Source organism: Burkholderia sp. S171 (assembly GCF_009766085.1).
Taxonomy (GTDB): domain Bacteria; phylum Pseudomonadota; class Gammaproteobacteria; order Burkholderiales; family Burkholderiaceae; genus Caballeronia.
This window is the reverse complement of the sequence record NZ_LMUF01000026.1, coordinates 15037-33016: the sequence shown is the minus strand read 5'-3', so window position 1 is coordinate 33016 and position 17980 is coordinate 15037. Positions and strand designations below refer to the sequence as shown.

At 60.5% G+C, this 17980-nt stretch carries 14 protein-coding genes; 1 reads left to right on the top strand and 13 read right to left on the bottom strand.

All coding sequences use genetic code 11. The features are described from left to right. Nucleotides 1-2: 2 nt before the first annotated feature. Together argJ and secA are read right to left on the bottom strand one after the other, a co-directional pair. Complete coding sequence (gene argJ / locus GSQ93_RS12290; protein WP_158935921.1) at nt 3-1244, bottom strand: bifunctional glutamate N-acetyltransferase/amino-acid acetyltransferase ArgJ; 1242 nt, start codon at nt 1242-1244, stop codon at nt 3-5. Nucleotides 1245-1441: 197 nt separating this feature from the next. Further along, on the bottom strand, nt 1442-4252 hold the full coding sequence (gene secA / locus GSQ93_RS12285) for a preprotein translocase subunit SecA (protein WP_158935920.1): 2811 nt from the start codon (nt 4250-4252) through the stop codon (nt 1442-1444). 261 nt (nt 4253-4513) lie between these two features. Between secA and GSQ93_RS12280 the strand changes: the two genes are divergently transcribed. After that, nucleotides 4514-5005, top strand: coding sequence for a DciA family protein (locus tag GSQ93_RS12280; protein WP_158935919.1), 492 nt, complete (start codon nt 4514-4516; stop codon nt 5003-5005). 48 nt (nt 5006-5053) lie between these two features. On the opposite strand, the gene lpxC is transcribed toward GSQ93_RS12280, so the two are convergent. The 11 genes from lpxC to mraY form a co-directional block, all read right to left on the bottom strand. Continuing rightward, the gene (lpxC, locus tag GSQ93_RS12275; protein ID WP_158935918.1) at nt 5054-5971 is read right to left on the bottom strand and encodes a UDP-3-O-acyl-N-acetylglucosamine deacetylase; all 918 of its coding nucleotides are present in this window, start codon (nt 5969-5971) and stop codon (nt 5054-5056) included. 366 nt (nt 5972-6337) lie between these two features. Further along, nucleotides 6338-6841 (bottom strand): peroxiredoxin, encoded by a 504-nt coding sequence (locus GSQ93_RS12270; RefSeq protein WP_089162464.1) that lies wholly within the window; start codon nt 6839-6841, stop codon nt 6338-6340. Between the two features lie 270 nt (nt 6842-7111). Then, on the bottom strand, nt 7112-8305 hold the full coding sequence (gene ftsZ, locus GSQ93_RS12265) for a cell division protein FtsZ (protein ID WP_089162465.1): 1194 nt from the start codon (nt 8303-8305) through the stop codon (nt 7112-7114). Nucleotides 8306-8404: 99 nt separating this feature from the next. Then, nucleotides 8405-9637 (bottom strand): cell division protein FtsA, encoded by a 1233-nt coding sequence (gene ftsA / locus GSQ93_RS12260; RefSeq protein WP_031360698.1) that lies wholly within the window; start codon nt 9635-9637, stop codon nt 8405-8407. Between the two features lie 27 nt (nt 9638-9664). Then, entirely contained in the window at nt 9665-10417 is a 753-nt protein-coding gene (locus tag GSQ93_RS12255; protein WP_158935917.1) for a cell division protein FtsQ/DivIB, read from the bottom strand. An 11-nt stretch (nt 10418-10428) separates the two neighbouring features. Beyond that, nucleotides 10429-11376, bottom strand: coding sequence for a D-alanine--D-alanine ligase (locus GSQ93_RS12250; protein ID WP_158935916.1), 948 nt, complete (start codon nt 11374-11376; stop codon nt 10429-10431). Further along, nucleotides 11373-12785: a UDP-N-acetylmuramate--L-alanine ligase gene (gene murC / locus GSQ93_RS12245; protein WP_158935915.1), complete on the bottom strand. Its 1413-nt coding sequence runs from the start codon at nt 12783-12785 to the stop codon at nt 11373-11375. The genes GSQ93_RS12250 and murC overlap by 4 nt, the downstream gene beginning before the upstream one ends. Beyond that, nucleotides 12782-13927, bottom strand: a complete 1146-nt coding sequence (murG, locus tag GSQ93_RS12240) for an undecaprenyldiphospho-muramoylpentapeptide beta-N-acetylglucosaminyltransferase (protein ID WP_158935914.1) — start codon at nt 13925-13927, stop codon at nt 12782-12784. Before murG ends, murC begins: the two co-directional genes overlap by 4 nt. Continuing rightward, nucleotides 13924-15252: a putative lipid II flippase FtsW gene (gene ftsW / locus GSQ93_RS12235; RefSeq protein ID WP_158935913.1), complete on the bottom strand. Its 1329-nt coding sequence runs from the start codon at nt 15250-15252 to the stop codon at nt 13924-13926. Before ftsW ends, murG begins: the two co-directional genes overlap by 4 nt. Then, nucleotides 15249-16760: a UDP-N-acetylmuramoyl-L-alanine--D-glutamate ligase gene (gene murD, locus GSQ93_RS12230; RefSeq protein ID WP_158935912.1), complete on the bottom strand. Its 1512-nt coding sequence runs from the start codon at nt 16758-16760 to the stop codon at nt 15249-15251. Before murD ends, ftsW begins: the two co-directional genes overlap by 4 nt. Before the next feature lie 42 nt (nt 16761-16802). Then, complete coding sequence (mraY, locus tag GSQ93_RS12225) at nt 16803-17972, bottom strand: phospho-N-acetylmuramoyl-pentapeptide-transferase (protein WP_089162472.1); 1170 nt, start codon at nt 17970-17972, stop codon at nt 16803-16805. Nucleotides 17973-17980: the final 8 nt, after the last annotated feature.

Sequence of the window (17980 nt, the reverse complement as noted above, 5' to 3'; positions counted from 1 at the left end):
GGTCAGGAGCGGTAATCGGCGTTGATGCTGACGTAATCGTGCGAGAGATCGCACGTCCAGATGGTGGCGTCGGCTTGACCGCGGCCTAGCAGCACGCGGATCGCGATCTCGCTTTTCTTCATCACGCGCTGCCCGTCTTCCTCGCGATATTCAGGATTGCGGCCACCGTTCTTCGCGACGAGGACGTCGTCGAGGTACAGGTCGATCTTGTTGACATCGAGATCCGCCACGCCCGCATAACCGATAGCCGCGAGAATCCGGCCCAGGTTGGGATCGGACGCGTAGAAGGCGGTCTTGACGAGCGGTGAATGGCCGATCGCATACGCGATCAGGCGGCATTCGGCTTCGCTCGTGCCGCCTTCCACCGTCACCGTCATGAACTTGGTCGCGCCCTCGCCATCGCGCACGATCAGTTGCGCCAGCTCTTGCGCCACCGATGTCACGGCATCGCGCAACGCGACATAGGCAGCGGAGTCTGTCGAAGCGATCAACGGCAACGACGACTTGCCCGACGCAATCACGATGAACGAATCGTTCGTCGAGGTATCGCCGTCAATGGTGATGCAGTTGAACGAGCGATCGGCAACATGCTTGATCAGCGTATCGAGCACCGGTTGCGTGACGGCGGCGTCACAGGCGAGAAAACCCAGCATGGTCGCCATGTTCGGCCGGATCATGCCGGCACCCTTGCTGATTCCTGAGAGCGTGACCGTGTGGCCATCGATCTGAAACAGACGCGATGCCGCTTTCGGCAAGGTATCCGTGGTCATGATGGTTTGCGCGGCGTCGTACCAGTGAGCAGGCTTTTGATTCGCCAACGCGGCAGGCAGTCCCGCCTTCAAACGATCAACCGGCAGCGGCTCGAGAATCACGCCCGTGGAAAACGGCAGGATCTGCGTGGCTTTCAGGTCCAGCAGTGCGGCCAGCGCCTCACACGTTTCGCGCGTATGCGCCATGCCCGACTCACCGGTTCCCGCATTCGCGTTGCCCGTGTTCACCACCAGCGCACGAATGCCCTTGGCGCCCGCACGCACTGCGTCCAGATGCTCGCGACAGACCGTCACGGGCGCCGCGCAGAAACGGTTTTGCGTGAACACGCCGCCGACCGTCGCGCCTTCTTCGATCTGTATGACGAGCACGTCCTTGCGATTCGGTTTTCGAATGTTCGCCTCGGCCCAGCCTAGCGTGACGCCGGCGACGGGAAACAGGTGGGCGGGATCGATCGAGGGGAAATTGACGGCCATGTTCGCGACTCGCTAAAAGTGGCGAGTGCCGGTGCACAGAAAGCGCAACGACACGGAGATGAAAGAAACGGAGCCTGACTTGTTTGAAAGACGGACGTCCGGGGATACCAAAACCAGCCTGCCAAAGACAAACGACGCATTGCTGCGTCGCTGTCTCTAATGCTACCTGTTACTCGCTACTGCGCTTCCACCGTCGATTATGCGAGCTTGCCGTGACAGTTTTTGTACTTCTTGCCGCTGCCGCACGGGCACGGATCGTTGCGTCCGACCTTCGGCACGTCGTCGGTCGCTACGCGCGTGGCAACCGTGGTGTCGTCGCCGTACGCCATCGCCTGATTGATCATCTGCGTGGTGGCGCTGGCCGCAACGGCTGCCGCAGCCGCTCCGCCTTCTTCGAAGTCAGCGTGCTGGAACGACACGTTCTCCAGATGACTGCCCTTCTCTTCATACTGTTCGGCGGCTTCTTCAAGCTGTTCCGGCGACTGGATCTGCACGTTCATCACGACCCGCGTGACTTCCTGCTTTACCGAATCGAGCATGGCGGCGAACAGTTCGAACGCCTCGCGCTTGTATTCCTGCTTCGGGTTTTTCTGCGCGTAACCACGCAGATGGATGCCCTGACGCAGGTGATCCAGTGCGGCAAGGTGCTCACGCCAGCGGCTGTCGAGCGTCTGCAGCATGATCGAACGCTCGAATGCGCTGAACGATTCACGTCCGACCAGCGCGACCTTCGCCTCGTAGCTTTCATCGGCGGCAGTGACCACGGCTTCCAGAATCTCGTCCGCGTCGATGGAATTCGACTCGTTGATCATCTCCTGAACGGCGAGATCGAGCGCCCATTCGTTGCGCAGCGCCTCTTCCAGCTCCGGCGCGCTCCATTGCTCTTCAATGCTTGCCGCCGGAACGTACGTGCGCGTCACCTCGGTGATCACGCTCTGACGCATGGCGGTGATGGTCTCGGCCACATCGGTCGCTTCGAGCAATTCATTGCGCTGCTGGTAGATCACCTTGCGCTGATCGTTCGATACATCGTCATATTCGAGCAATTGCTTGCGAATGTCGAAGTTGCGCGCTTCCACTTTGCGCTGCGCCGATTCGATCGAACGCGTGACAATGCCCGCCTCGATCGCCTCGCCTTCCGGCATCTTCAGGCGGTCCATGATCGACCGGACGCGATCGCCGGCGAAAATACGCAAAAGCGGGTCGTCAAGCGACAGATAAAACCGCGATGAACCCGGATCGCCCTGACGTCCGGCACGTCCGCGCAATTGATTGTCGATACGACGCGATTCATGCCGTTCCGTACCAATGATATGCAGCCCGCCCGACGCCTTCACGCGGTCGTGCAGCGCTTGCCATTCGTCTTCGAGATGCTTGATGCGGCGTTGTTTTTCTTCGTCGGAGAGCGATTCGTCCGCGTCGATAAACGACGACTGCTTCTCCACATTGCCGCCCAGCACGATGTCCGTACCGCGACCGGCCATGTTGGTCGCAATGGTGACCGCAGCCGGCCGCCCCGCTTCCGCGACAATGGCCGCTTCGCGTGCGTGCTGCTTGGCGTTCAACACTTCGTGCTTGAGACCCGCTTGCGTGAGCAGGCCCGACAGCAATTCCGACGCTTCGATGGACGTGGTACCCACCAGCACCGGCTGTCCGCGCTCGACGCAATCGCGGATATCGCGCGTCACGGCGTCGTAGCGTTCCTTGGCCGTCTTGTAGATCTGATCCTGCTTGTCGGTGCGCTTCGGCGGACGGTTCGGCGGGATCACGACTGTTTCCAGGCCGTAGATCTCGTTGAATTCGTACGCTTCGGTGTCAGCCGTACCGGTCATGCCGGACAGCTTCGAGTACATGCGGAAAAAATTCTGGAACGTGATGGACGCGAGCGTCTGGTTCTCGTTCTGGATCTTGACGTGTTCCTTCGCTTCCACGGCCTGATGCAGGCCGTCCGACCAGCGCCGGCCGGTCATCATGCGGCCGGTGAATTCGTCGACGATCACGACTTCATTGGCCTGAACCACGTAATGCTGGTCGCGGAAAAACAACGTGTGTGCGCGCAACGCGGCGTACACGTGGTGCATCAACGTGATGTTTTGCGCCGCGTAAAGGCTCTCGCCTTCACCGATCAGACCCCACTCGGCCAGCAGGCGCTCGGCCTTTTCGTGACCTTGTTCCGTGAGGAAAACCTGACGCGCTTTTTCGTCGAGCGTGTAGTCGCCCACTTTCTCGACGCCCGTGCCGTCCGCCTTCTCTTCGCCGATCTGCTGCTCGAGCAGCGGCGGCAGTGCGTTCATGCGCACGTAGAGTTCGGTGTGATCTTCGGCCTGGCCGGAAATAATTAGCGGCGTACGCGCTTCATCGATAAGAATCGAGTCCACTTCGTCGACCACCGCGAAATTCAGCGGACGCTGCACGCGCGCGTGGGTCTCGTAGACCATGTTGTCGCGCAGATAGTCGAAGCCGAACTCGTTGTTCGTGCCGTACGTGATGTCCGCGGCGTAGGCTTCCTGCTTCTGCGCGTGTTCCATCTGCGACAGGTTGATGCCCCACGACAACCCCAGGAAGTTGTAGAGCTTGCCCATCCACTCGGCGTCGCGTTGCGCGAGATAGTCGTTCACCGTGACCACGTGCACACCGCGTCCGGACAACGCGTTCAGATACGCGGCCAGCGTGGCAACGAGCGTCTTGCCCTCGCCCGTGCGCATTTCCGCGATCTTGCCGTAATGCAGCACCATGCCGCCGATCAGCTGGACGTCGAAGTGACGCATCTTCAGCACGCGTTTGCTGGCCTCACGGCACACCGCGAACGCTTCGGGCAGCAACCGGTCGAGCGACTCGCCGCTCGCCACGCGCTGACGGAACTCGTCGGTCTTCGCGCGCAGTTGCTTGTCCGTGTACTGCTCGATCGTCGGCTCGAAAGCATTGATCGCCGCAACGGTCTTTTGGTACTGCTTGACTAGGCGCTGGTTGCGACTGCCAAAAAACTTTTGGAGGAAACCGGTGGTCATCGGATCAGTGTCTGCGTCGCGGTATCGGCTTAGAGCGCGCTGGCTGCGTCCCAGTTCGGGGAACCTCGGCGGCTTAAGTCCATGGGTGAAATCGAATCGGGGATTTTAGCACGCGCCCCCGATACAGCTTGCGTGCACATCGTTTGTGGTACATCGGCCCGGCGGCGGCCCGTCCGCTTCAAACCGGGAAGCGCACTGCCATGCCGCGTGGTGCGCAGCGTTACAATCAGCGCATCACCGCCAGCCCCCACAGATTGAAAAATGAGCCGATTTCCGCCGAATTCAAGGCCCCCGCCACGCTTCGATCCGCGCAAGCCGCAAGCGCTGACGGAGGTGCTCGGGCGCACCAGCGAGTTTCTCGCCCTGCGTGCCGGCGTCGAGCAAGTGACGGCACTGCAACGCGATCTGGTGGCGCTCCTGCCGGATTATCTTGGATCCAACGTGGAACCGGGCTTCATTAAAGACGGCGTATTGGCCCTTTTCGCCGGCCATAACGCGCTCGCCGCCCGCCTCCGGCACATCGAACCGCGTCTTTTAGTGGATTTACAACAACGCGGCTGGGCAGTGAATGCTCTGAAGATTCGCGTACGGCCGCAGGCGATGAAAGACGTCGTGCCGCCCAAACAAGCGCGCATGTCTGCCGCCGGGGCCGACGCGTTGCAAACGCTCGCGGAAACGCTGGAACCGTCGCCGCTTCAGGAAGCGCTCGCGAAAATGGCCGCGCGCCATCACGCGAAAGCACAAAAAAAATGAGCGGCGCTCGAAAGCAGCCGCTCATTTTATTCTGACTTGCTAAATACTTTACGCAAACGCCGTCTGGGTGTCGAAAGCGAAACCACGCGGTGCCGCTTGCTTGTCTTCGAACGTGACGATTTCGTACGCGTCTTCGTGCGCCAGTAATTCACGCAGAAGCATGTTATTCATTGCGTGACCGCCCTTATAGGCGGCGTACGACGCCAGCAACGGATGACCAACCACATACAAGTCACCAATCGCATCCAGCATCTTGTGCTTCACAAACTCGTCTTCATAACGCAAACCGTCGTTATTCAGAATCCGGTATTCGTCCAGCACGATGGCGTTGTCCATACTGCCGCCCCGCGCCAAGCCGAGTTCCCGCATCATTTCCACTTCGTGCGCAAAACCGAACGTCCGTGCACGGGCAATATCCCGGACGTACGACGTATTCGCAAAGTCGACTTCAAGCGCCTGCCCGGTCTTATCGACAGCCGGATGGCGGAAATCGATGGTGAATTTCAGTTTGAAGCCGAAATACGGATCGAGACGCGCGAATTTATCGCCGTCGCGGATTTCAACCGGCTTCGTCACCTTGATGAATTTCTTTGCCGCGTTCTGCTCTTCAATGCCCGCCGATTGAATCAGAAACACGAACGAAGCAGCGCTGCCATCCATAATCGGGATTTCTTCAGCCGTGACATCGACGTACAAATTGTCGATACCCAGTCCCGCGCATGCCGACATCAAATGCTCGATGGTCGACACGCGCGCGCCGTCCTTCTGCAACACGGAAGCCAGCCGCGTGTCGCCGATAGCCAGGGCCGACACAGGAATGTCCACCGGCACAGCCAGGTCGATACGCGCAAAGACAATACCGGTGTTGGCCGGCGCGGGCCGAAGCGTCAAATCCACCTTGCGGCCCGAATGCAGGCCGATCCCGACAGTTTTGACGATGGTTTTAATGGTTCGCTGCTTCAACATGATTTTTTTCGCTTCGATTGTGACTCTCGATTGAGAGAATCAATCGTGAATTTGTATTCAATAGCGCGAAGTATACTCCAATCGCTTCGCGTCGTCCCGGGCGGAACCTTGCAACTTGTTTCTCCAAGTTACCGGGTAATTTCGGCACGTCAGACGTTTTGCCACGCGAAAACAAGGAGGGTCGGGCCGATGACCGGAATGGAGGCATTCCCGGACATCGGCACCGCGTTACGGCTTTGTTGCGACTTTGTTGCGGCGCATTTCAAGAGAGCGCGCGAACGTCATTTTGTGTGGCACGGATGCAACACAACGCTCGCCTTATCGGCCTGAAACGAGCCCAACATCAACTCAACATCGCTTGAAACATCAGCCCAACGTCGCCAGTACGCTCTCAGCGCTGCTGACTTCAAACTTGCCGGGTGCTTCGAGATTCAGCGTCTTGACCACGCTGTCCTCGACCACCATCGCGTAACGCTGGGAGCGAATTCCCATGCCACGCTCCGACAAATCCTGCTCCAGGCCGAGTGCTCGGGTAAAACGCGCGCTGCCGTCGGCGATCATCTTCACCTTGCCCGAGGTTTGAAGATCGCGTCCCCACGCGCTCATGACGAACGCGTCGTTGACGGAGACACACCAGATTTCATCGATACCCGCGGCAGCCAGCTTCTCTGCGTTGTCGATAAAACCTGGCACGTGCCTAGCGGAACAGGTGGGCGTGAACGCGCCCGGCAATCCGAAGATCACCACGCGCTTGCCCGCCGTCCGCTCGCGTACCGAGAAACCGTTCGGTCCCACGGCGCAACCCTCCGTCGCTACATCGATAAATTCGAAGAGGCGTTCGTCGGGGAGCGTTTCACCAGTCTTGATCATGGATCGGCCTTTCACTGAGTCAGTGCTGGTCGCGCCAGCGATTTGCTACTTGATTCATCACACATCATCACGCCAACGTCGTCGCGCCACGCCCGCTTTCGCTGTTCGATCTCATCTCAATATAGACGATGATGAACGTAATCGAAGCGGTCACTCCGCCACAGTCCAGCGTCCAGCAGACGCGGCCTGAAACTGAGACAGCACGAACTTCGCCTGAAGCATTTGCCTACGGGTGTTTAATACAAAAAAACAACCGCCCGGCAAGCACAATCAGTCGGCTTGCTTACGCAAGAACGCCGGAATGTCATACGTATCGACGCCCTTTTCCTGCAGCGCCTGCACGTGCGAAGCCGCCGTTTCACGCGACGAACGCCACACAGCCGGCGTATCCAGCGCGCCGTAGTCCGTGCCGTTCGATTGCTGCGGTGCGTAGCTGTGCTGCGCATGCGCGATCGGTGCATTGTCCGTGCCAGTACGCAGGAGGGTCATCGGCGCAGCTTGTTGCTTCTTCGCTGCACGGCCGAGGCCCGTGGCTACAACCGTCACGCGCAATGCGTCGCCCATTGCATCGTCATACACCGCACCGAAGATCACGGTCGCGTCTTCTGCTGCATAAGACTTGATCGTGTTCATCACTTCGCGCGTTTCCGACAAGCGCAGCGAACGGCTCGACGTAATGTTCACCAGCACGCCACGTGCACCCGACAGATCCACGCCTTCCAGCAGCGGACTTGCGACCGCTTGTTCAGCAGCCAGGCGTGCACGATCGACACCAGCGACCGTAGCCGTGCCCATCATCGCCTTGCCTTGCTCACCCATTACCGTCTTCACGTCTTCGAAGTCGACGTTGACCAGCCCGTCGACGTTGATGATTTCCGCGATGCCGGCAACGGCGTTGTTCAACACGTCATCAGCGCACTGGAAGCACTTGTCCATCTCAGCGTCATCGCCCATCACCTCGAACAGCTTGTCGTTCAGAACGACGATCAGCGAGTCGACGTGATCCTCCAGTTGCTGCGATCCCGCTTCAGCCACGCGCATGCGGCGGCCGCCTTCAAACTCGAACGGCTTGCTGACCACACCCACGGTCAAGATACCCATTTCCTTCGCGATCTGAGCCACGACCGGTGCTGCACCCGTACCCGTGCCGCCACCCATGCCTGCGGTGATGAACACCATGTGCGCGCCGCGCAATGCATCGGCGATACGCTCACGCGCATCTTCCGCTGCGGCTTTGCCCATGTCCGGCTTCGCGCCTGCTCCGAGACCCGTATTGCCCAACTGGATCACCTGAGTGGCACGCGAACGCGCGAGCGCCTGCGCATCCGTATTCATCACGATGAAGTCCACGCCCTGGACCCCGCGGTTGATCATGTGCTGCACTGCATTACCGCCTGCGCCACCAACACCGACGACCTTGATGATCGTTCCGTTGGTTTCCGTTTCCAGCATTTCGAAATCCATATTGCCTCCGTCAAGAATGAAAATCGGCGTTATTCGGCAAGAGATCGGGCAACCTCTTGTCGCGCGCCAGCCGCCGGCACCAGCGCGAATTCTTTGTGTTCAGAAATTTCCCAGGAACCAATCTTTCATGCGTCCCAAAACCTGCCCCATCGATCCGGACTGCACGGCGACCTTGCGGCCACGCATGCGCTGTGAACGGCCTTCGACGAGCAAACCCATCGCTGTGGAATAACGCGGATTGCGAACCACATCGGCCAGACCGCCCGCGTATTCGGGCACGCCGATACGCACCGGCTTCAGGAAAATGTCTTCGCCGAGTTCGACCATGCCGGGCATCATCGATGCACCGCCGGTCAGCACCACGCCACTGCTCAGCAACTCTTCGTAACCCGACTCGCGCACGACCTGCTGCACGAGCGAGAACAGTTCTTCAACGCGCGGTTCGACAACAGCCGCCAACGCTTGCCGCGACAACGTGCGCGGACCGCGCTCGCCAAGTCCCGGCACTTCGATCATTTCATCCGGATCAGCAAGCGCCTGCTTCGCGATCCCGTAGCTCACCTTGATATCTTCCGCATCGGGCGTCGGCGTGCGCAATGCCATGGCGACGTCGCTCGTGATCTGATCGCCGGCGATAGGAATCACCGCCGTATGGCGGATTGCGCCTTCGCTGAAGATTGCGATGTCGGTCGTGCCGCCGCCGATATCCACCAGCACTACGCCCAGTTCCTTCTCGTCCTCGGTCAACACGGCCAGCGACGAAGCCAGCGGCTGGAGAATCAGGTCGTTCACTTCGAGGCCGCAGCGGCGCACGCACTTCACGATGTTCTGCGCCGCGCTCACCGCGCCCGTCACGATGTGCACCTTCACTTCCAGCCGGATGCCGCTCATGCCGATCGGCTCGCGCACATCTTCCTGGCCATCGATGATGAATTCCTGCGTCAGGATATGCAGCACCTGCTGATCGGTCGGGATGTTGATCGCCTTGGCCGTTTCGATCACGCGCGCCACGTCGGTCTGCGTGACTTCCTTGTCCTTGATGGCAACCATGCCGCTCGAGTTGAAGCTTCGAATGTGGCTTCCGGCAATGCCGGTGAACACGTTCGTGATCTTGCAATCGGCCATCAGTTCGGCTTCTTCGAGCGCTCGCTGGATTGACTGGACGGTGGCTTCAATATTCACCACCACGCCCTTTTTCAATCCCTTCGAGTCGCTCTGTCCGAGCCCGATCACCTCGTAGTGGCCTTCGCCTTTCAACTCGGCGACGATCGCCACCACCTTCGACGTCCCGATGTCGAGGGCGACCAGCAAGTCTTTATAGTCTTTGCTCATAGGGTGCTCATTGCCTGTGATGTCTGCTTACTTCTTCGCTTTGTCGGTGTCGCTGATGAAGCGCATGCCGGCGGCCTTGATCGCAAAGCCGTTCGGATAGCGCAAATCCGCGTACTCGATGTCATTTCCCCACCGCCCCGTCACCGCCGACCACGCCGCCACGAACCGTCGGCTGCGATCAAACAACGTGTCCTGATTGCGCTCGCGTCCCAACTCGATCTGCGTCCCGTTCGAAAGCTTCACTGTCCACGCATATCGCGGCGACAAGATGACTTCTTCCGGATGCGCATCGAGCGGTGCAAACCACTTCGTGAAATCGTGATAGCGCGCGACCACTTCTTTCGCCGATCCATCCGGCCCTTCGAACGCGGGCAGGTCGTCATCGAGCTCGCCCTGGTTCGCCGTGAACAGATCGCCGTCCACGCTCACCAGTTGATCCGTGCCCCACGTGCCGAGCGGCTTGAACTCTTCCAGCGTTACCGCCAGCGCATTCGGCCACACGCGCCGCACGCTCGCGTGGCGCACCCACGGCATCTGTTCGAACGCGGTGCGAGCTGCATCAAGATCGACGGTGAAGTAGTTGCCCTTCAAATGCCCCACCACGCTTGCGCGCACAGTCGGCGAATTGATGTGCGATGTGTCGCCGTCAATCTGGATCTCGCGCAGGCGGAACTCCGGCCGCTGGATCGCCCAGTACCCGGCGGCCCCAAGCAGCACGAACACGAGCAATACGTGCAGTGCGTTGGCCGTGAGGTTCAGTTGGCGAGCGTTATTCCACATGTTCTTTCGCTTCAGTCCTGCAAGGTCAACGACAACACTTTCACCACTAAATCCTTGTAGCTGATCCCGACCGCACGCGCCGCTTTCGGCGGCAACGAGTGATCCGTCATGCCCGGCGCGGTGTTCACTTCCAGGAAGTACGGATTGCCGTCACCGTCCATCATGAAATCGGCACGGCCCCAATCGGTGCAGCCGAGCACATCGAACGCGCGGCGCGAAAGTGCCTTCATGCGCGTTTCGTCGGCGGGCGTGAGGCCGCAGGGAATTGGGTACTGCGTGTCGTCGGCGATGTACTTCGCGTTGTAGTCGTAGAACTCGCCGGCCGGCACGATCTTGATGATCGGCAAATCCAGGTCGCCCGCGATACAGCACGTGTACTCACCGCCACCTTCAATGCTCTTCTCGACCAGCACGATCTTGTCGAACTTCGCCGCTTCGATCAGCGCCGGCACCAGCGTTTCGGCGCTCTTCACCTTGATCACGGCAACGCTCGATCCTTCGCTCGCCGGCTTAACGAACAGCGGCAAACCGAGCTTCAGAATAACCTTCTGCGCCGCGGCTTCGTAGTCGTCGCCGCGCATCACGACTTCGAACGGCGGCGTCGGCACGCCGGTTTGCTGCCACACCAGCTTCGTGCGGAATTTATCGAGACCGAGCGCCGAACCCAGCACACCGCTGCCCGTGTACTTGATGCCGTAGAAATCGAGCGCACCCTGCAACTGGCCGTTCTCGCCGTACCCGCCGTGCAACGCGATAAACACGCGAGCAAACCCTTCGGACTTCAACTCGGCCAGCGGCCGTTCCGCCGGATCGAACGGATGCGCGTCGATGCCGGCATCGCGTAATCCTTGCAGCACAAGACGCCCTGAATTCAGCGATACCTCGCGCTCAGCCGTTTCCCCGCCAAGCAGCACGGCCACTTTGCCAAATACCGTGGGGTCGATTACGTTGCTCGTCATTTCAAACCCTTCGAATCCTGAACTTGCGTCGTCAGCCGAGCGCATACGCCGCCGATAGAACCGGCACCCATCGTGATCACCACGTCGCCATTGCGTGCCAGCGTGGCAATCGCGTCCGGCATCTCATCCACCGATTCGACAAACACCGGCTCCACTTTCCCTGCCACGCGGAGCGCGCGCGCTAACGCGCGGCCATCGGCGGCGACGATCGGCGCTTCGCCTGCCGCGTAGACTTCGGTGAGCACGAGCGCGTCGACCGTGGACAGCACCCGCACGAAGTCTTCGAAGCAATCACGCGTACGCGTGTATCGATGCGGCTGGAACGCGAGCACGAGACGGCGGCCGGGAAATGCACCGCGCGCCGCCGCGACGGTTGCGGCCATTTCGACCGGGTGATGACCGTAGTCATCGATCAACGTGTACGCACCGCCTTCAGACGCTTTCACGTTCACTTCGCCGTATCGCTGAAAACGCCGGCCTACGCCGGTGAATTCTTGCAGTGCCCTCTGGATATCGGCATCGGCGACTTCAAGTTCAGTCGCAATTGCAATGGCGGCCAAAGCGTTCTGTACGTTGTGCGTGCCCGGCAGGTTCAACACGATGTCCAAAGGCGTCGCGTCTTCACGCAGCGTTGTGAAATGCATCTTGCCGTCGCGCGCTTCCACGTTCACCGCACGCACTTGCGCTTCAGCGCCCAGGCCGTATCGGATGATCGGCTTCGAGACAAACGGCAAAATTTCGCGCACGTTCGGATCATCCACGCACAGCACCGCAATGCCGTAAAACGGCAGCCGATGCGTAAATTCGATAAACGCCTGCTTCAGCCGCGCGAAGTCATGGCCATAGGTGTCCATATGATCGGCATCGATGTTCGTGATGACTTCGATCACCGGGAACAGGTTCAGGAATGACGCATCGGATTCATCGGCTTCAGCCACGATGAAATCGCCCGTCCCCAGCCGTGCATTCGCGCCCGCGCTGATCAACCGGCCACCGATCACAAACGTCGGATCGAGTCCGCCCGCGGCCAGCACGCTTGCCACCAACGACGTGGTCGTGGTCTTGCCGTGCGTGCCGGCAATCGCGATGCCCTGCTTCAGGCGCATTAGTTCCGCAAGCATCACGGCGCGCGGCACGATCGGAATCCGGCGATGGCGCGCAGCCAGCACTTCGGGGTTATCGGAGCGCACGGCGGTGGACACGACCACGGCATTCGCGCCATCAATATTCTCTTCACGATGCCCGATCGCCACGCGTGCACCCAGCGTGGTGAGGCGATCGGTCACGACGTTGCTCGTCAGATCCGAGCCGCTGACCTGATAGCCGAGGTTGAGCAACACCTCGGCAATGCCGCTCATCCCCGCGCCGCCAATGCCGACGAAGTGAATGTGTTTGACGATATGTTTCATGGCTGGATTTCCTTCGGCGCTTGTATCAGCGCGCTCAAGCCGGCTACATCGGCGCAGACCCGGCCGACGCGCTCAGCCGCGTCGGGTTTCGCCAGGGCGCGAGCTTTCACGGCCATGTGGCTGAGCGTCTCGCGAGTCTGTTCACGCAACCAGCCGGCGAGCTTTTCCGCCGACAAATCGCGCTGTTGTATTAAGTGGGCCGCGCCCGCATTAGCGAGGAACGCGGCGTTGGTTGTCTGGTGGTCATCGACGGCAAAGGGGAACGGCACGAACAACGCCGCCACGCCAACGGCCGCGATCTCCGATACGGTCATCGCGCCCGAGCGGCAGATCACGAGATCCGCAGCGGCGTAGGCGCTCGCCATATCGTCGATAAACGGCACCAGTTGCACGTGGTCATCCGCCGATAAACCCGCTGCCGCGTAGTTCGCTTTCAACGCATCGATATGCTTCGCGCCTGCTTGATGCACGACGCGCGGACGCAGTGCGGGGTCAAGCAACGCGAGCGCTTTTGGTACGGTTTCATTCAAAGCGGCTGCACCCAGACTGCCCCCGACGACCAGAACGTTAAGACGCGCGTCATCATCAACATTGCGCGCGGCGTAGCGTTCTTTGGGTGGCAATGCTTCGCTAAGTTCCGCACGAATTGGATTTCCGGTCCATTCAGCATTCGGCAGCGCATTCGGGAACGCAACCAGCACGCGTTTGGCCACATGCGCGAGCACTTTGTTCGCGAGGCCCGCGATTGAATTCTGTTCGTGGAGCACAAGCGGCGTGCCGCTCAGCTTCGACATCAAACCCGCCGGAAACGTGATGTATCCGCCCATGCCGAGCACCACATCCGGCTTCACCTTGCGCAGCGCGTGCAGGCTTTGCGAACATGCGCGCAGCAGGTTCACCGGCAGCATCAGCTTCGTCTTGATGCCCTTGCCGCGCACGCCGCCAAAGCGCACGTATTCCATCGCGATACCGTGCTTCGGCACCAGCGTCGCTTCCATGCCCGACGCATTGCCGAGCCACACGACACGCCAGCCGCGCGCCTGCATCCAGTGAGCGACCGCGAGCCCCGGGAACACGTGTCCCCCGGTGCCGCCGGCCATCACCATCAGCGTGCCTGCGCGAGATGACGTCGAAACCGTCATACCTTCCCTCCGCGCATGAGCACCCGGTTTTCGTAGTCCACGCGCATGAGTACCGCCAGCGCGACACAGTTCAGCAAGATGCCCGAACCGCCGTAGCTCACCAGCGGCAAGGTCAGACCTTTGGTCGGCAAGAGACCGAGATTCACGCCCATGTTGATGAAGGTCTGCGCGCCAAACCAGAGGCCGATACCCTTCGCCATCAACCCGGCAAACGTACGGTCGAGCGCGAGCGCCTGACGGCCGATTTCGAACGCGCGCCGCACGATCCAGTAGAACAGCAGGATCACGATCAGCACGCCCACGAACCCAAGTTCCTCGCCGATCACCGCGAGGATAAAGTCGGTGTGCGCTTCCGGCAGATAGTTAAGCTTCTCGACACTGCCGCCCAGTCCCACGCCAAACCATTCGCCGCGGCCGAACGCGATCAGCGAGTGCGTCAACTGGTATGCCTTGCCTTGTGCATAGCGGTCGTCCCACGGATCGAGGTAAGCGAAAATCCGTTCACGACGCCACGGCGATGCCCACACGAGCAACGCAAACGTGCCAACGGCCGTTGCCACCAGACCGCCGAACAGCTTGGCGTTCACGCCGCCGAGGAACAGCACGCCCATGGCGATAACCGCGATCACCATGAACGCGCCCATGTCCGGCTCGAGCAGCAGCAACGCGCCGACGAAGCCGACGGCAACGGCCATGGGCAAGAAGCCACGGCCGATGCTGTGCATGAACTCCTGCTTGCGCACCGTGTAGTTGGCTGCGTAGATGGTCACGGCGAGCTTCATGATTTCCGACGGCTGCATGTTCGTGATGCCGAGCGGAATCCATCGACGCGCGCCGTTCACGCCCTTGCCGATGTGCGGAATCAGCACGATCACCAGCAGGAACAGCGACGCCAGGAAGAACTTCGCCGCGTACTTGTCCCACGTCGACACAGGAATCTTGAACGCGATGATCGATGCAACTACAGCGGTCGCGATGGATACAAGATGGCGCACCAGGAAGAAGTAGTCTTTGTACTGCGCGTATTTGGGCGAATCAGGCATGGCGATGGATGCCGAATACACCATCACGACCCCTATCCCGAGCAGCGCAATGGTCACCCACAGCAGCGAGTAGTCGTAGTCGAGCATGCGCGAACGAATGGGCGTCACGCCGTTCACCGCGCTCGAAATACCGCTCGTCCGCTCGGCCACGCGCGCGCCAATGCCACCCAGTGAACCAACGCCGCCCGTACGCGAGGTGCGGCCGCCGAGCGTGGCGCTGTCGTTGGCAACGGCGTTGCGTTGACCGGTCAGTTTCGAGCCAAAACGTTCGGACCAGCTCATAACATCACTCCCCGTTCTGCCGCAATGTCCGCCACCGCTTGCCGGAATACGTCCGCGCGATGTGCGTAATTTTTAAACATGTCGAAGCTGGCGCACGCTGGCGACAGCAACACCGCATCGCCCGGTTCAGCCAACTGCGCGGCCGCTTGCGTCGCGGCTTCGAGCGTCGCGTGGTCATGCAGCGGGACGTTCGTGTCCGCCAATGCCTCACGGATGCGCGGTGCATCGCGGCCAATCAGCATCACCGCCCGGCACCAACGCGTGACGGGTGCCGCGAGCGGTGAAAAATCCTGGCCCTTGCCGTCGCCACCCGCGATCAGCAACGTCTTTTGCGCCAGGCCATCGAGCGCCGCGACGGTCGCGCCGACGTTCGTGCCTTTGCTGTCATCGACGAAATCAATGCCTTCTATTTGCGCGATCACTTCCACGCGATGCGGCTCGCCGTGATATTCACGCAAGCCGTGAAGGAGCGAAGCCAAAGGCAAATCGATAGCCCGTGCGAGCGCCAAAGCCGCCAGCGCGTTTGCCGCGTTATGCAGGCCGCGAACGCGCAGTGCATCGACGGGCATCAGGCGCTTCGAATACACATTCGGCTCAGCGGCGACATCGCTTTTACGCCGACGCGTGGGCGCGGGTTCATCGCTGAGATCGCGGTCGTTGCCCTGCGCCAGCCATGCGATGCCGTTCTCGCGCAGCAGACCGTAGTCGCCGAGACGCTTCGGCTCGTTCAGACCAAACGTGACCACTAGCGCGGGATTTCCCGATCCCAGCGCCATGGTCCGCGCGTCGTCACGATTGAGCACGCGCACGGTCTTTTCACCGAAGATGCGGCCCTTCGCTGCAGCGTAAGCGTCAAGGCCGCCATGCCAGTCCAGATGATCCTGCGTAATGTTGAGCACAGCAGCAGCGTCCGGCGCGAACGAGTGTGCCGTCTCAAGCTGAAAACTCGACAACTCCAGCACCCAGATATCGGGCAGCGCGGTGTTGTCGATTGCTTCACTTAACTTGTCCAGCATCGCCGGGCTGATGTTTCCCGCCACCGCCACGGTCTTGCCGGCACGTTCACACAACAACCCAGTGAGCGCAGTCGTCGTGGTCTTGCCGTTGGTGCCCGTAATGGCGATCACCTTCGGCGCGTAGCCGTTCGCGCCAAGCGACTTCAACGCTTGCGCGAACAATTCCAGCTCGCCCCACACAGGGACGCCGCGTTCCCGCGCGGCGTCGAGGAGCGGCCTCAAATCATCAGCCAGAGGCGACAGTCCCGGGCTGATTGCAACAATTTCGATACCGCCATCGAGCAGCGCCGGTGTGAATGCACCGCCGACAAACTCTGCATCGATGCCATGCACAGCGAGTTCCGACAGGTTCGGCGGCGTGGCGCGGGTATCGGCCACGCGCAGACGGCACCCGTGACGCGCGCACCACCGCGTCATCGCGAGGCCGGATTCACCGAGCCCCAGCACAAGCACCATCGGACTCGGCCGATCGAAGAACTTCTCGCCAAACATCGCTTTACCTTTTTCCCGGCTGAATAAACATCAACACAACAATCAACGCAACTTGAGCGTCGACAAACCGAACAGACACAACATCAGCGTGATGATCCAGAAGCGCACGACCACTTGCGTTTCCTTCCATCCTGACAACTCGAAATGGTGATGCAGCGGCGCCATCTTGAAGATGCGCCGCCCCTCGCCGAAGCGTTTTTTCGTGTACTTGAAATAGCTGACCTGCATCATCACGGACACCGTTTCCGCGACGAACACGCCGCCCATGATGAACAGCACGACTTCCTGCCGAACGATCACGGCGATGGTCCCGAGCGCGCCGCCGAGCGCGAGCGCGCCGACATCGCCCATGAAGACTTGCGCGGGGTGCGTGTTGTACCAGAGAAACGCGAGCCCCGCGCCTCCCATTGCGGAACAAAAGATCAGTAATTCGCCCGCGCCGGGAATGTGCGGGAACAACAGGTACTTGGAGTACACCGAGCTACCCATCACATACGCAAACGCGCCGAGCGATGCGCCCACCAGCACGACCGGCATGATGACGAGACCGTCGAGGCCATCGGTGAGATTCACTGCGTTGCTCGATCCGACGATCACCAGATACGTCATCGCGATGAAACCCCACGTGCCGAGCGGATAGCTGATCGATTTCAGGAACGGCAGCATCAGGTCGGCGCGGGCGGGCAAGCCCATCGACAAACCGCTTCGCACCCACGCCATGAACAAGTCGAACACGCGCGCGTTGTTCGCCTCGGACACGCTGAACGCGAGATACACGGCGGCGAACAAACCGATCACCGATTGCCAGAAATACTTTTCCCGCGACGACATTCCGCGCGGGTCTTTATGCACGACCTTCCGATAATCATCGACCCAGCCGATCACGCCGTAACCGAACGTGACGAGCATTACGATCCACACGAAACGATTGGTCAGGTCGGCCCAAAGCAAGGTGGAAAATGCGATGCCCAACAGGATCAGCACGCCACCCATGGTCGGCGTGCCGGACTTCACCAAATGCGTTTGCGGGCCGTTCGTACGCACGGCCTGACCGACCTTCAACGAGGTCAGTTTGCGAATCACCCACGGGCCGCAGACGAGGCCGACGAACAACGCCGTGATCGTCGCGCCGACAGCGCGGAACGTGAGGTAGGTAAACACGCGCAGAAAACTGGCGTCATTCTGAAGCCATTGCGCGAGTGCGAGTAGCATGCTGGTCC

Excerpts from the sequence above, each read along its gene's own strand:
- argJ (WP_158935921.1), bottom strand. The coding sequence starts at position 1,244 with ATGGCCGTCAATTTCCCCTCGATCGATCCCGCCCACCTGTTTCCCGTC.
- secA (WP_158935920.1), bottom strand. The coding sequence starts at position 4,252 with ATGACCACCGGTTTCCTCCAAAAGTTTTTTGGCAGTCGCAACCAGCGC.
- GSQ93_RS12280 (WP_158935919.1), top strand. The coding sequence starts at position 4,514 with ATGAGCCGATTTCCGCCGAATTCAAGGCCCCCGCCACGCTTCGATCCG.
- lpxC (WP_158935918.1), bottom strand. The coding sequence starts at position 5,971 with ATGTTGAAGCAGCGAACCATTAAAACCATCGTCAAAACTGTCGGGATC.
- GSQ93_RS12270 (WP_089162464.1), bottom strand. The coding sequence starts at position 6,841 with ATGATCAAGACTGGTGAAACGCTCCCCGACGAACGCCTCTTCGAATTT.
- ftsZ (WP_089162465.1), bottom strand. The coding sequence starts at position 8,305 with ATGGATTTCGAAATGCTGGAAACGGAAACCAACGGAACGATCATCAAG.
- ftsA (WP_031360698.1), bottom strand. The coding sequence starts at position 9,637 with ATGAGCAAAGACTATAAAGACTTGCTGGTCGCCCTCGACATCGGGACG.
- GSQ93_RS12255 (WP_158935917.1), bottom strand. The coding sequence starts at position 10,417 with ATGTGGAATAACGCTCGCCAACTGAACCTCACGGCCAACGCACTGCAC.
- GSQ93_RS12250 (WP_158935916.1), bottom strand. The coding sequence starts at position 11,376 with ATGACGAGCAACGTAATCGACCCCACGGTATTTGGCAAAGTGGCCGTG.
- murC (WP_158935915.1), bottom strand. The coding sequence starts at position 12,785 with ATGAAACATATCGTCAAACACATTCACTTCGTCGGCATTGGCGGCGCG.
- murG (WP_158935914.1), bottom strand. The coding sequence starts at position 13,927 with ATGACGGTTTCGACGTCATCTCGCGCAGGCACGCTGATGGTGATGGCC.
- ftsW (WP_158935913.1), bottom strand. The coding sequence starts at position 15,252 with ATGAGCTGGTCCGAACGTTTTGGCTCGAAACTGACCGGTCAACGCAAC.
- murD (WP_158935912.1), bottom strand. The coding sequence starts at position 16,760 with ATGTTTGGCGAGAAGTTCTTCGATCGGCCGAGTCCGATGGTGCTTGTG.
- mraY (WP_089162472.1), bottom strand. The coding sequence starts at position 17,972 with ATGCTACTCGCACTCGCGCAATGGCTTCAGAATGACGCCAGTTTTCTG.